The sequence below is a fragment of the Streptomyces niveus genome (genome assembly GCF_001723055.1).
Taxonomy (GTDB): domain Bacteria; phylum Actinomycetota; class Actinomycetes; order Streptomycetales; family Streptomycetaceae; genus Streptomyces; species Streptomyces niveus.
Window position 1 is genome coordinate 1 of the sequence record NZ_MDCR01000041.1, and the last position, 13,446, is coordinate 13,446.

8 protein-coding genes are annotated in these 13,446 nt (G+C 70.6%); 7 read left to right on the forward strand and 1 reads right to left on the reverse strand.

Annotated features, from left to right (window positions below):
- Positions 1 to 82 precede the first annotated feature (82 nt).
- The 4 genes from BHU15_RS06560 (at position 83) to BHU15_RS06575 (ending at position 7,983) form a co-directional block, all read left to right on the forward strand.
- On the forward strand, positions 83 to 2,245 hold the full coding sequence (locus tag BHU15_RS06560) for an ATP/GTP-binding protein (RefSeq protein ID WP_438284957.1): 2,163 nt from the start codon (positions 83 to 85) through the stop codon (positions 2,243 to 2,245).
- A gap of 216 nt (positions 2,246 to 2,461) precedes the next feature.
- Positions 2,462 to 4,036: a PucR family transcriptional regulator gene (locus tag BHU15_RS06565; protein WP_069626307.1), complete on the forward strand. Its 1,575-nt coding sequence runs from the start codon at positions 2,462 to 2,464 to the stop codon at positions 4,034 to 4,036.
- Positions 4,037 to 4,306: 270 nt separating this feature from the next.
- Positions 4,307 to 5,752: an aldehyde dehydrogenase family protein gene (locus BHU15_RS06570; protein WP_023538316.1), complete on the forward strand. Its 1,446-nt coding sequence runs from the start codon at positions 4,307 to 4,309 to the stop codon at positions 5,750 to 5,752.
- A 269-nt stretch (positions 5,753 to 6,021) separates the two neighbouring features.
- Positions 6,022 to 7,983 carry an acyl-CoA dehydrogenase family protein gene (locus BHU15_RS06575; RefSeq protein ID WP_069626308.1) on the forward strand — a complete coding sequence of 654 codons (1,962 nt, stop codon included), beginning with the start codon at positions 6,022 to 6,024 and terminating at the stop codon, positions 7,981 to 7,983.
- 61 nt (positions 7,984 to 8,044) lie between these two features.
- Here the strand turns inward: BHU15_RS06575 and BHU15_RS06580 are convergent, their stop codons facing one another.
- Entirely contained in the window at positions 8,045 to 9,211 is a 1,167-nt protein-coding gene (locus tag BHU15_RS06580; RefSeq protein ID WP_376339355.1) for a glycoside hydrolase family 64 protein, read from the reverse strand.
- Between the two features lie 425 nt (positions 9,212 to 9,636).
- Here BHU15_RS06580 and BHU15_RS06585 point away from each other — a divergent pair, with 425 nt between their 5' ends.
- The 3 genes from BHU15_RS06585 (at position 9,637) to BHU15_RS06595 (ending at position 13,179) form a co-directional block, all read left to right on the forward strand.
- Positions 9,637 to 10,500, forward strand: a complete 864-nt coding sequence (locus tag BHU15_RS06585; RefSeq protein WP_069626310.1) for a hypothetical protein — start codon at positions 9,637 to 9,639, stop codon at positions 10,498 to 10,500.
- Between the two features lie 118 nt (positions 10,501 to 10,618).
- On the forward strand, positions 10,619 to 11,881 hold the full coding sequence (dxr, locus tag BHU15_RS06590; RefSeq protein ID WP_069626311.1) for a 1-deoxy-D-xylulose-5-phosphate reductoisomerase: 1,263 nt from the start codon (positions 10,619 to 10,621) through the stop codon (positions 11,879 to 11,881).
- Positions 11,878 to 13,179 (forward strand): M50 family metallopeptidase, encoded by a 1,302-nt coding sequence (locus BHU15_RS06595; protein ID WP_069626312.1) that lies wholly within the window; start codon positions 11,878 to 11,880, stop codon positions 13,177 to 13,179. The genes dxr and BHU15_RS06595 overlap by 4 nt, the downstream gene beginning before the upstream one ends.
- Positions 13,180 to 13,446 lie beyond the last annotated feature (267 nt).

Below are 13,446 nucleotides of genomic sequence, written 5' to 3' on the forward strand. Positions count from 1 at the left end.
GTCCGGCTCCCCGGCCCTCCCACCGTCGCCGACGCACGCGCCGGCCCCGGGCATCGGCGCGTCCGTGGCCGACTGGCTGCGGATTCCCCGCCCCCAGGCCGAACCGGGTGTCTGGCGCCTCGGGCACCGCCCGCGCCCGCCGGAGGCGCCCCAGCAGGTGCCGGCCCGCCAGCTGTTCAGCGGTGCTCTCGTCGCCTACCTGTGCGGCTGGCTCGTGTGGTCGTTGCTCTGGAACGGCTATCTGGGTGGCTGGTGGTTCTTCGCGGACAGGTGGTGGCTCCTGCCGATCCAGTGGCTGACCCCCGAGAGCTGGCGGTCGAAAGACAGCCCGAACGTCGAGCTGTACGTCGTGGCGAGCTATCTCTACTACGCCCTCGTCGTCGGCCTGCTCGCCGTCGGCTTCGGCCGGATCGGCAACTGGAACGAGGTCTGGCGGCGCTACGGGGTACCGCTGTGGCCGCTCTTCGTACTGCTGCCGGGTTTCTGGCGCGAGATGCCTCGCACCGTCGACTGGCTGACCTGGGTGTCGAACATCTACTACGTGCTCCTCGTCGCCGCCGTGCTCGCGGTGGTCGGGCGCGCCGGCACCTGGCCCCCCGTACGGCGTCGCCTCGGGATGGCCACCGAGGACGAGCCGCCCCCGCCGCCGCCCGCCGAGGCCGACCCGGCGGACTGGCCCGAACTCCGCGCCGCGGGACTGACCGAAGCCGCGGCCAAGCTCGCCGAAGCCGTACGGCGCGGCACCCTCGGCGACGTCGACTACGCGCGGATCCGCCGCGCCTGGCAGGGCGTCCGTACCCGGCCCGAACGGCTGCCGGCCTTCACCGACACCGTCCGCGCCCACGGGGCGGGCGCCTGCGCCCACCCTTCGGGTGAGCGGGACCTGCCGCTGCGTACGGCGAACCACGACCTCGCCACCGGGCAGGTCAGGATCGGCACCGTGGCGGACCACCCGCGCAACCCGTACGCGCGGCGCACCACCGGCCTCGCGCTGGAGCCGGGGCTGCTCGGCACCTCGCTCCTGGCGGTCGGTCCCGCAGGCTCCGGCAAGACGGTCAGACTGGTCCGCCCCGTCGTCGAGTCGCTCTGCCTCCAGGCGCTCGCGAACCGCGCCGCCGTCGTCGCCGTCACCGCCTACGGGGCGGCGCTCGCCCCCGACGACTCCTTCGACCTCGTGATCGCTGTCGGCCGCCCGGGCGCCACCCACGACCTCGACCTCTACGGAAGCGCCGACGACCCGGACGAGGCCGCCAGGACGCTGTCGGAGGCCCTCGTGGGGGACCTGGCGGCCGGTCTCCCGGGTGGCGACAGGCGCAGGGCCGCGACCGCGCTCGCCCAGCTCATCGGCCCGTACCGCAGCGTGCACGGGCATTTCCCCGCCGTCCCGGAACTGCGGGAGCTGATCGGCGGATCCCCCGTGGCCGTGCAGGGGCTGCGGACCGCGCTGGAGTCGTCCGGCGACCCCGGCGCGGCGGCCCAACTGCGCGAGCTCGACGCACGTGAGCGGCAGTCGACGCGTGGCGACGACATCGGCGTGCTCCTGGCCGAACGCCTCGCCTTCCTCGACCGGCCCGCATTCGCCGAGTTCTTCCGTACGGACGGCAGCGGTCGCTCGTTCTCGCTGCGCGCCATCGAGCATCCCCTGAGGGTCAGGATCGACCTGCCCGAGCGGGGCCACGCGGAGGCGTCCCGGATCATCGCCAGGCTCCTCCTCGCCCAGTTCACGGATGCCGCTCTTGCCCGCACGGACCGTTCGCTGTTCGCCTGCCTCGTCCTGGACGACGCGACGTACACCGTGACGGGCGACTCCGTCCGCGCCATCCAGCGACTGCGCTCGGCGAACGCCGGGGTGGTCCTGGCGCTACGCACCCTGGAAGACGTCCCCGATCCGCTGCGCGGCCCGCTCCTCGGCGCCGTGGGCTGCCGCATGGCGTTCTCCGGGCTGGGCCCGTGGGACGGCGGGCGGTTCGCGGAGAGCTGGGGCACCGAGTGGGTCCAGACCCGTGACGTCACCAACCGGCAGATCATCTCCGACGAGCCGCTCACCAAGGCACTGCATTTCATGCGACGGCTGGTGACCGGCAAGGCGGCCACCGCCGAGGCGGTCACGGTCCGGGAGGTCGAGCGCGAACGCTGGTCGGCCTCCGAACTGGCCCACTCCGTTCCGGCGGGCCACGCCGTGCTCTCGCTGACCACGGTCGGCGGGGAGCACGCGCCACCCATGCTGGTGGACCTCCGTACCTAGGCGACCCGAGCGACCCTGGGTGCAGGACGGTCTCTGTACGAAGGCGATGTCGCCCGGGTCGCCCCAGGGGATTCCCGGGCCGAGGGCGCGTGCGGCCGGCGTCATCTGGACGCCTCCCGCTGTTCTCGTACACCCTGGCAGAATTGGAGTAGGCCGTTTCTACGAGACGGCGAAAACAATCCGCCCGTCCTCTTCACGAAGGTCCCACGGTCCGCCATGCCGCCCACCCTCGCCTCGCTCATCCAGCATTCGGCGCTCAAGCTCACCGTGCGCGCGGGGGAGGACCGGCTCGATACGCCGGTGCGCTGGGCGCATGTGAGTGAACTCGAAGACCCGGTGCCGTACATGGACGGCGGCGAACTGCTGCTTGTCACCGCCGTCACCCTGCATGCCGAGGATCCCGAGGCCATGCGGCGCTACGTACGGCGCCTCGTGGGCGCCGGCGTCGTCGGGCTCGGCTTCGCCGTCGGCGTCAACTACGAGGACATCCCGGATGCCCTGGTCGACGCCGCACGGGCGGAGGGGCTGCCCTTGCTGGCAGTGCCCCGTCGTACGCCCTTCCTCGCCATCAGCAAGGCCGTCTCGGCGGCGATAGCCGCCGATCAGTACCGGGCGGTCACGGCGGGCTTCGAGGCGCAGCGGGAGCTGACCCGCGCGGCTCTCTCCGAGGGCCCCGCCGTGCTGCTGGCCCGCCTTGCCGCGCACATCGACGGCTGGGCGGCGCTGTACGACGCGACGGGCGCGGTGATCGCCGCAGCCCCCGAATGGGCGGCACGCCGCGCCGCCCGCCTCTCGCCCGAGGTGGAGCGGCTGCGGGAGCGCCCCGCGCCCGCCAGCGCCGTGGTCGGCGACCCCGACGACCGGGTCGAGCTCCAGTCGCTGGGCAGCGGCCGTCGTGTACGGGGCGCCCTGGCCGTCGGTACGGGGGCGGCGCTGGGCACGGCGGCGCGATACGCGGTGCACTCCGCCGTCGCGCTCCTGACACTGACCACCGAGCGTTCACGCGCGCTCCAGGAGGCCGAGCAGCGACTCGGTTCCGCGGTGCTGCGGATGCTGCTCTCCGGCCAGCCCGACCACGCGCGGGCGGTGGCGGGGGATCTGTACGGAGGGCTGCTGGACGCCCCGTTCCGGCTGCTGATCGCCGAACCGGCAGAGGCCGGGAGCGAGCCTCGTGACCCCGCCGCCGGCCACCCGCTCCAGTCGCTGACCGATTCGCTGGAGGCGTCGGCGGCGCACGGCGGCGAAGCCGTGCTCGCCGTGCCCGACGGCGAGGAACGGCTCGTCGTGCTCGCGGCGGACGCCGGTGCGGTCGCCCTGGCCTGCGAGACGTACAAGCAGCAGGAGGCGGACGACGCCGGCGTCGTCATCGGCCTCTCCGCCCCGACGGGGCCGATCGCGGCTGCGGGCGCGTACAAACAGGCCGAACAGTCACTGTCCGTCGCGCGACGACGGGGCCGCGCGCTGGTGGAGCACGAGGAACTGGCGGCCGGTTCGCTCCTGCCGCTCCTCGCCGACGACGCCGTGCGTGCCTTCGCGGACGGCATGCTGCGCGCGCTGTACGAGCACGACGCCAAAGGGCGCGGCGACCTGGTGGACTCCCTCAGGGCCTGGCTCTCCCGCCATGGCCAGTGGGACGCCGCGGCGGCCGATCTGGGCGTCCACCGGCATACGCTCCGTTACCGCATGCGCCGTGTGGAGGAGATCCTGGGCCGCACACTGGACGACCCGGACGTCCGGATGGAGCTCTGGCTGGCCCTGAAGACCACCTCGGCGACGCCGCCGGGAACCTGACGAACGCCCGCCCGCACAGCGCCGTCCGCCTCAACTCCCGCGACGTGTTCCGGATTTGCCGCACGAGCTCCGCTTCGGCCGGTGCCCGGATGATCGACGCCAGCCCATGAGCCCCGCCGCGAGCTTCCGCCCCGTATGCCAAAGCGTCGCAGCCCGCACCTGCCACCACTCCATCCCGGACAAATCCCGTGCGCGCCCCGGGCCCCTACGGTGGAGGGGACATCTCCACCACTTCGGAAGGGCCGGGACTCGCAAATGCCGAACGAAACTGTGGCAGCCACCCATGCCTTCTGGCTCGCCGGACGCCAGGCCACCGGGGAGGAGACTCTCGACGTCACCTCCCCGTGGGACGGCCGGCTCGTCGGCAAGGTCGCCGTCCCGACAGAGGCACAGGTCGAGGAGGCCGTGGCCGCCGCGTACGCCGTGCGCGACGAGTTCGCCGCGACGCCCGCGCATGTCAGGGCCGCGGCGCTCGACCATGTGTCGCGGCGTCTCGTCGAGCGCACCGAGGAGATCGCCCGTCTGATCTCCGCGGAGAACGGCAAGCCCATGAAGTGGGCACGCGGCGAGGTGGGCCGCGCCGTCTCCGTCTTCCGGTTCGCGGCCGAGGAGTCCCGTCGGTTCAACGGCGGCGAGGCCCAGCGACTCGACACCGACGCCGGCGGCGTCGGTCGCCTCGCGCTGACCCGTCGCTTCCCGCGCGGCGTCGTCCTCGGCATCGCGCCGTTCAACTTCCCGCTGAATCTCTGTGCCCACAAGATCGCCCCGGCCATCGCCGTCGGCGCCCCGATCATCCTCAAGCCCGCCCCGGCGACGCCGCTCTCCGGCCTGCTCATCGGTGAACTGCTCGCCGAGACCGAGCTGCCCGTCGGCTCCTGGTCGGTGCTGCCCGTCGCCAACGACCGGATGCCCACCCTCGTACAGGACGAGCGCCTGCCGGTGATCTCCTTCACCGGCTCCGACAAGGTCGGCTTCGCCATCATGGACTCGGTGCCGCGCAAGCACTGCACCCTCGAACTCGGCGGCAACGGTGCGGCAGTTGTCCTCGCCGACTACGCCAGCGAGAAGGACCTCGACTGGGCGGCGACCCGGATCGGTACGTTCTCCAACTACCAGGGCGGCCAGTCCTGCATCTCGGTGCAGCGTGTCGTCGCGGACGCCTCCCTGTACGAGCGCCTGGTACCGAAGATCGTCGCCGCCGTCGAGGCGCAGGTCACCGGAGACCCGTCCGACGACGCGACGGACGTCGGCCCCCTCGTCAGCGAGGACGCCGCCAAGCGGGTCGAGGCGTGGGTCGACGAGGCCGTACAGGCGGGCGCCCGGCTCCTGGCCGGCGGCAAGCGCGACGGTGCCTCCTACGCGCCCACCGTCCTCGCCGATGTCCCGGCGGACGTCACGATCTCCTGCGAGGAGGTCTTCGGCCCCGTCCTCACCCTCAGCCAGGTCGACGGCGAGGACGCGGCGTTCGACACCGTGAACGACTCCAAGTACGGCCTCCAGGCGGGCGTGTTCACCCACGACGTGCAGGCCGCGTTCCGCGCCCACCGGGCCCTGGAGGTCGGCGGCGTGATCGTGGGCGACGTCCCCTCCTACCGCGCCGACCAGATGCCGTACGGCGGCGTCAAGCAGTCCGGCGTCGGCCGCGAGGGCGTGCGGTTCGCGATGGACGACTACACCTACGAGCGCGTGATGGTCTTCACGGGCCTCGCCCTCTGACGGACCGCGCGCGGACCGCAAGCGCCACGCGCATTCGTACTGAGGAGAGCGGGCCGGGGCCGCCGTAGGGCGGCCCCGGCCTTTTCCGTGTACGCGTACGGACCCCGCCCCGCGGACCCGACGGTCTGTGTCAGGACTGGCCACACCCTCGGTATTCGGGTAGATACGGACGAGTAGTACCGGCCGGTACCTTTCCCACCAGGGCGACAGGACAACGCCTTGGCCGGTCGGGCCCATCGACCCGACGTTCGCGGCGAGGTGAGTTCCCGATGTCCGCTCCATCCGATTCGTTCGACACGGCCCAGGTCCCGGAGCCCAAGGTCTCCGAGAGGGAAGCACGACAGGTGGCCGAGGCCGCCCGTGAGCAGGGCTGGCGCAAGCCGAGCTTCGCCAAGGAGCTGTTCCTCGGCCGTTTCCGGCTCGATCTCATCCATCCCCACCCCGCACCCCCGGCGGAGGACGTACGGCGCGGAGAGGCCTTCCTGGCCACGTTGCGCGAGTTCTGCGAGACACGGATCGACGGGGCGCAGATCGAGCGCGAGGCGCGCATTCCCGACGAGGTGGTCGACGGCCTCAAGGAACTCGGCGCCTTCGGCATGAAGATCGACAGGAAATACGGCGGTCTCGGCCTCACCCAGGTGTACTACAACAAGGCCCTCGCCCTGGTCGGCATGGCGAACGCGTCGATCGGCGCCCTGCTCTCCGCGCATCAGTCCATCGGCGTACCGCAGCCGCTCAAAATGTTCGGCACACAGGAACAGAAGGACACGTTCCTGCCGCGCCTCGCCCGTACGGACATCTCGGCGTTCCTCCTCACGGAGCCCGACGTCGGCTCCGACCCCGCGCGGCTCGCCACCACGGCGGTGCCCGACGGCGACGACTACGTCCTGGACGGCGTGAAGCTCTGGACCACCAACGGCGTCGTCGCCGACCTCCTTGTCGTGATGGCCCGCGTACCGAAGTCGGAGGGCCACAAGGGCGGCATCACCGCCTTCGTCGTCGAGGCGGACTCGCCCGGCATCACGGTGGAGAACCGCAACGCCTTCATGGGTCTGCGCGGTCTGGAGAACGGGGTCACCCGCTTCCACCAGGTACGAGTCCCGGCGGCCAATCGCATCGGCCCCGAGGGCGCCGGTCTCAAGATCGCCCTCACCACCCTCAACACCGGCCGTCTGTCGCTTCCCGCGATGTGCGTCGGCGCAGGCAAGTGGTGCCTCAAGATCGCCCGCGAGTGGACGGCGGCGCGCGAGCAGTGGGGCAAACCCGTCGCCCACCACGAGGCGGTGGGGGAGAAGATCTCGTTCATCGCGGCGACGACGTTCGCGCTGGAGGCCGTGGTCGACCTCGCGTCCCAGATGGCCGACGAGGACCGCAACGACATCCGTATCGAGGCGGCGTTGGCCAAGCTGTACGGCTCCGAGATGGGCTGGCTGATGGCGGACGAACTCGTCCAGATCCGCGGCGGACGGGGCTTCGAGACGGCGGACTCGCTGGCGGCCCGCGGCGAACGCGCCGTACCCGCCGAGCAGGTCCTGCGCGACATGCGGATCAACCGGATCTTCGAGGGTTCCACGGAGATCATGCACCTGCTGATCGCCCGCGAGGCCGTCGACGCGCACCTGGCGGTGGCCGGTGACATCATCGACCCGGACAAGACGCTGTCCGACAAGGCGAAGGCCGGGGCGCAGGCGGGCGCCTTCTACGCGCGCTGGCTGCCGAAGCTCGTCGCCGGCCCCGGTCAACTGCCCAACTCCTATGCGGAGTTTCACCCCAAGGGGCATCTGGATCTCTCCGCGCACCTGCGCTACGTCGAGCGGACGTCGCGCAAGCTCGCCCGCTCGACCTTCTACGCCATGTCGCGCTGGCAGGGCCGGATGGAGACCAAGCAGGGCTTCCTGGGGCGCATCGTGGACATCGGCGCCGAGCTGTTCGCGATGAGCGCGGCGTGTGTACGCGCCGAGATGCTGCGCACGCAGGGGGAACACGGGCGGGAGGCGTACCAGCTCGCCGACGTGTTCTGCCGGCAGTCCCGGATCCGTGTCGAGGAGCTGTTCACGCGGCTGTGGTCGAACACGGACGACGTCGACCGCAAGGTCGTGAACGGCGTGCTGGCCGGCACCTACACCTGGCTGGAGGAGGGCGTCATCGACCCGAGCGGCGACGGCCCCTGGATCGCCGACGCCACGCCGGGTCCGTCCGAGCGGGACAACGTCCGCCGGCCGATCCGCTGAGCGACCCGGGCCGCGTCCTCCTTACGGAAGGCGCGGCCCGGGGCGTTGGTGAGACGTCGCCTCAGTTGAACGGGTCGAGCGTGAGGAAAGCCTGCCGCGGGTCGCCGTCGTGCACCAGCGACTCGTGGGCCCCGACATCGTCGAAGGCGAAGCCGTACGCCTTGCCGTCGACCATCTGCTCGTGGATCTTCCGGGAGTAGTGGTTGGTGACGGAGTCCTTGTAGAAGTCCGCCGAACCGGCGTCCGGCTGGTTGGGGTTGCTCAGCAGCGTGGAGCGGTTGAACCCCGCGCACAGCGTGCGTGAAATCGGGCCCCGTACTTGGTCGTTGGGGGCGTCGAGGAGCTTGTAGCAGCCGAAGATGCTGTCCGCGTCGGGCTTCTGGAACGAAGTGACCACCGCGCCGGAGGTGTTGGTGAAGTTCATGACGTTGCCGGAGACCCTGCCGACATATTTGACCGCCGGCTGATTCGCGAACGGGGTCACCGTGAGTGGCGAGTTGGCGTACTTCGCCCATACCCGGTCGATGTAGTCGTTCATGACGCCGGCCGGCAGGGCGCCGGACGCGATGCCGTGACCGGGCGCCAGAGCGCGCAGGACGGTGCCGTCCGACCGGGTCTGGATCAGACCCGCCCAGCCGCCGGGCTGCGCCCTGAGAGAGTTGAAGAAGCCGTTGTAGCCACCCGCCTTCAGATGGCCCGTGGTCTTGGTGGTCCCGTCGGGGCCCTTGACGCCGACCGCGTACGGCGCCGAGAACATGTCGACCTGGGTGCTGTTGATCCACAGACCGGAGTCGTTGAGCGTGTACTCCGACCAGTTGAAGAGGATGTTCCTGTTCGGGTCGTTCGGATTCTGCACGGCGGGCTGGACCAGGCCGCCGGTCGTCAGCCTGAAGTCGAGCTTCTGGCCGTACGAGAAGTAGACCCGCCCCGAGAACTTCGGCAGCTGGATCGTCTTGCTCTGGCCCGGGGCCGGTCCGGCGATCGATGCGTCGGGCGCCGGGGTCGGCGGATTGCCGCCGGCGGGCCATGCGTGGAAGGTGCCGTTGGAGTCGGCCCAGCCCTGCCGGCCGGACGAGAGCTCTGTACCGAGGTTGTAGATGTAGACCTGTTCGCCACGCGCGGAGTTGTTCGTGATGGTGAACGGAATGGTGTTGGGAACGGCGGCCTCGGCCGGGGCCGTGGCGGTCAAGGCCGTGAATCCGGTGGTGAAGACCACCGAGGCGGCCAGAGAAGCCAGCAGCTTGCGTATCGCAGGCACTCGCTCTTCCTCCTCGTCAGGTAGATCCCAGTGGGGGTGGTGGGGGGCGGAATCTGACGTACGGACGCCGCCGGTGAGGCGGGTGCGACTGAAGGGCCGGGTGCCGGAACCGGTAGCGGGGAGTGGCGGGAACCGGAAGGCGACGACTCTTCAGGTACAGACCTTTCTGAGAGCGCTCTCAGAATCACGCCGCGCGTGAGGTGTGTCAATGCGGATGCCGTAACTCACCGAAGTGTCTCCACCCGGCGTGGCCCAAGCCGGCGCGGCGTCTCCGCCCCGACGGCGCGTGACCCCGGTGGTCCGCATGCCGCACAATCGAGCCTCGACATGACCGCACGGAGCACCGACCGCGTGATCGAAACCGCGGGCGCCGTCGACCGACGATTGGGGCAGGCATGTTCGGGGCGGGCAACCAGGGACGGTCCGGCGGCCGACGTGCACGGCTGCGCCGCGCCGCGGCTCTCGCGCTCGTCGGCGCCGTACTGACCGGTGCCGCGGCGTGCGGTGGCGACGGGGCGACCGACGGCGGCAAGGGCGGCAAGGACGCCCGTACGGACGGCAAAGCCCCCGCGTCCACCCCTGCCGACGGCGCCGAGGATGCCGCCGAATCCGCCGAATCCGCCGCATCGGCCGGCTCGGGCGAGCTCGGCACCTCCGGCGGAAGCGGGGCCCTGAGCCAACGCGACCTCACGGCTCTCGCCTTCACCGACGGCGAGAAGATCGGCAAGTACACCGCCGGGGAGTTCTCCCTCGGCGAGCCCCAGGGCGAGGACTACACCGCCGACCCCGCCGCCTGCCAGCCGCTCGTCAGCCTGGCCAAGGGCGCCACAGCCTTCGACCCGGCGTCCGAGGTCCACCGCAACGTCGACGTCGCCGAGGAGATGGTGGGCGCAACCGTCGCCGTACAGCTCCGCTCCTACAACGGAGGCGGCGCCGTCGGCGTCATGAAGGCCCTCGGCGCGGCCGGCAAGGCGTGCGCGGGAGGCTTCGTCGAGAACCGGGCCGTCGCCAAGGGGCAGTATCTGAAGGTCGAGCCGGTCAAGGCGCCCGACCACGGCGACGAGGCGCAGGCGTACCGCTTCACGATCCTCGACGTGAAGGGCACGCTGAAGCTGTACGAGTACCTCACCGTCGTACGCTCCGGCGCCACCACCCTCTCCTTCCGGGCCGACATCCTGGACACGAAGGACATCGGCAAGGTGCCCGAGGAGGTCATCACGGCGCAGTGGAAGAAGTTCGAGGCGGCCTCGACGCGCTGACGTCCGGGACCGGCCCAGGCTCGGCCCGGGTCGGTCCACGCCCACCCCACGCTTGTCCCACGCCCTGTTTTTGGCCCTCGCGGCCCGCACCGTCCCCCGATGCGGCAAGAATGGGGCCATGAGCGACAGTCCAGCCCCACTCGCCGACCCCCACATCGCCTTCGACGCGTCCGAAGGCCGCCGGGACATCGTCGTCCTCGGCTCCACCGGGTCCATCGGCACCCAGGCGATCGACCTGGTCCTGCGCAACCCCGACCGCTTCCGTCTCACCGCGCTGTCCGCCGCAGGCGGACGGGTCGGACTGCTCGCCGAACAGGCGCGACAGCTCCGGGTGCGCACCGTCGCGGTCGCCCGCGAGGACGCCGTGCCCGCGCTGCGCGAGGCGCTGGCCGCGGAGTACGGCTCCGAGCCGCTCCCCGAGATCCTGGCGGGGCCGGACGCCGCCACCGACCTCGCGACGTCCCCGTGCCACACGGTGCTCAACGGCATCACCGGCTCCATCGGTCTCGCGCCCACGCTCGCCGCCCTCGAAGCGGGCCGCACGCTCGCCCTCGCCAACAAGGAGTCGCTGATCGTCGGCGGCCCGTTGGTCAAGGCGCTCGCCAGGCCGGGACAGATCATCCCGGTCGACTCCGAGCACGCCGCGCTCTTCCAGGCCCTCGCGGCGGGCACCCGCGCCGACGTCCGCAAGCTGGTCGTCACGGCCTCCGGCGGCCCCTTCCGCGGCCGTACGAAGGCGGAACTGGCCCACGTCACCCCCGACGCCGCCCTCGCGCACCCCACGTGGGCCATGGGCCCCGTGATCACGATCAACTCCGCCACCCTCGTCAACAAGGGGCTGGAGGTCATCGAGGCGCATCTGCTGTACGACATCCCCTTCGAACGCATCGAGGTCGTCGTCCACCCCCAGTCGTACGTCCACTCCATGGTGGAGTTCACGGACGGCTCGACCCTCGCGCAGGCCACGCCGCCCGACATGAGCGGGCCGATCGCCGTGGGTATCGGCTGGCCGGTACGGGTACCGGACGCCGCGCCCGCCTTCGACTGGTCCACCGCCTCGACCTGGGAGTTCTTCCCGCTCGACAACGAGGCCTTCCCGTCGGTGGGACTCGCCCGGCACGTCGGATCGCTGGGCGGTACGGCTCCGGCGGTGTTCAACGCCGCCAACGAGGAGTGCGTGGACGCGTTCCTGGCGGGGCGGCTGCCGTTCAACGGCATCATGGATACCGTCACCGAAGTCGTCGCCGAGCACGGACAGCCCACCAGGGGAACCTCGCTCACTGTGGCCGACGTCCTTGAGGCGGAGACCTGGGCACGTGCCCGGGCCCGCGAGATGGCAGAGAAATTCGGCGAAGCACAGCCAGCGGAGGCCCGCGCATGACGATCCTGTTGACAGTCCTCGGCATCGCGATCTTCGCCGTGGGACTGCTCTTCTCCATCGCGTTGCACGAGCTGGGCCATCTGTCGACGGCCAAGCTCTTCGGCATCCGCGTGCCTCAGTACATGGTCGGATTCGGCCCCACGCTCTGGTCGCGCAAGAAGGGCGACACCGAGTACGGGCTCAAGGCCATCCCGCTCGGTGGCTTCATCCGCATGATCGGGATGTTCCCGCCGGGCGCCGACGGGCGCATCGAGGCACGGTCCACGTCGCCCTGGCGCAGCATGATCGAGGATGCCCGCTCGGCGGCCTTCGAGGAGCTTCAGGAGGGCGACGAGACCAAGCTCTTCTACACGCGTAAGCCGTGGAAGCGCGTGATCGTGATGTTCGCGGGACCGTTCATGAATCTGGTCCTCGCCGTCGTGATCTTCATGGGCGTCGCGATGAGCTTCGGCTTCCAGACCCAGACCACCGAGGTCGCGGGCGTTCAGAAGTGCGTCATCTCTCAAGATGTTGCGCGCGAGAAGTGCGAGGCGAGCGACCCCGTGTCGCCTGCCCGCGCCGCCGGTCTTAAAGAGGGCGACAAGATCGTCGCCTTCAACGGACAGCGGGTCGACGACTGGTCCGCGCTGTCCGGCCTCATCCGCGAGACGATCGGCCCCGCCACCATCACGGTCGAACGTGACGGCAAGGAGCAGGTCCTCCAGGCGACGCTCGCGAAGAACATGGTGGCGCAGAAGAACTCCGACGGGGAGGTCGTTCCGGACAAGTTCGTACCCGCCGGCTATCTGGGCTTCGCCGCCGCCACCGAGATCGTCCCGCTCTCCTTCGGCGAGTCCGTCGACCGCATGGGCGACATGATCGTCACCGGTGTCGAGTCGATCGTCGCGCTGCCGTCCAAGATCCCCGATCTGTGGAACGCCGCCTTCTCCGACGGTGACCGCAAGGACGACTCGCCCGTGGGCGTCGTCGGCGCCGCGCGGATCGGCGGCGAGGTGATGACGCTGGACGTCCCGACGCAGAACCAGATGGCGATGATGCTGTTCCTGCTGGCCGGATTCAATCTCTCGCTGTTCCTCTTCAACATGCTGCCGCTGTTGCCGCTCGACGGCGGTCACATGGCGGGGGCCCTGTGGGAGTCCGCGCGGCGGAAACTCGCCCGCCTCTTCAAGAGGCCCGACCCGGGCCCCTTCGACGTCGCGAAGCTCATGCCCGTCGCGTACGTCGTGGCCGGGGTCTTCATCTGCTTCACGCTCCTGGTGCTGATCGCCGACGTGGTGAACCCGGTCAAGATCTCGTAAGGCGGCGGGGGAGCCCGGCGCCCGGATCCTCCAAGTGATGGGGAACAGCTCGGGGCGTCGAGGCGGCTTCAGGTTTACGGCCGGGTGTCTCTTCGCGCCCGGCCGTAGGCATTTGGAGGGTCTGCGCGCAGCGATGTGCTCGTACGGCGGGCCGGTGCCGTAATCTCGATGGTTGGAGCCCGCCGAACTCGGGACCATGGTCCACACCTTGGGGTTGTACAGCAGATGACTGCGATTTCACTCGGAATGCCGGATGTTCCGACGAAG

Excerpts from the sequence above, each read along its gene's own strand:
- BHU15_RS06565 (WP_069626307.1), top strand. The coding sequence starts at position 2,462 with ATGCCGCCCACCCTCGCCTCGCTCATCCAGCATTCGGCGCTCAAGCTC.
- BHU15_RS06575 (WP_069626308.1), top strand. The coding sequence starts at position 6,022 with ATGTCCGCTCCATCCGATTCGTTCGACACGGCCCAGGTCCCGGAGCCC.
- BHU15_RS06585 (WP_069626310.1), top strand. The coding sequence starts at position 9,637 with ATGTTCGGGGCGGGCAACCAGGGACGGTCCGGCGGCCGACGTGCACGG.
- dxr (WP_069626311.1), top strand. The coding sequence starts at position 10,619 with ATGAGCGACAGTCCAGCCCCACTCGCCGACCCCCACATCGCCTTCGAC.
- BHU15_RS06595 (WP_069626312.1), top strand. The coding sequence starts at position 11,878 with ATGACGATCCTGTTGACAGTCCTCGGCATCGCGATCTTCGCCGTGGGA.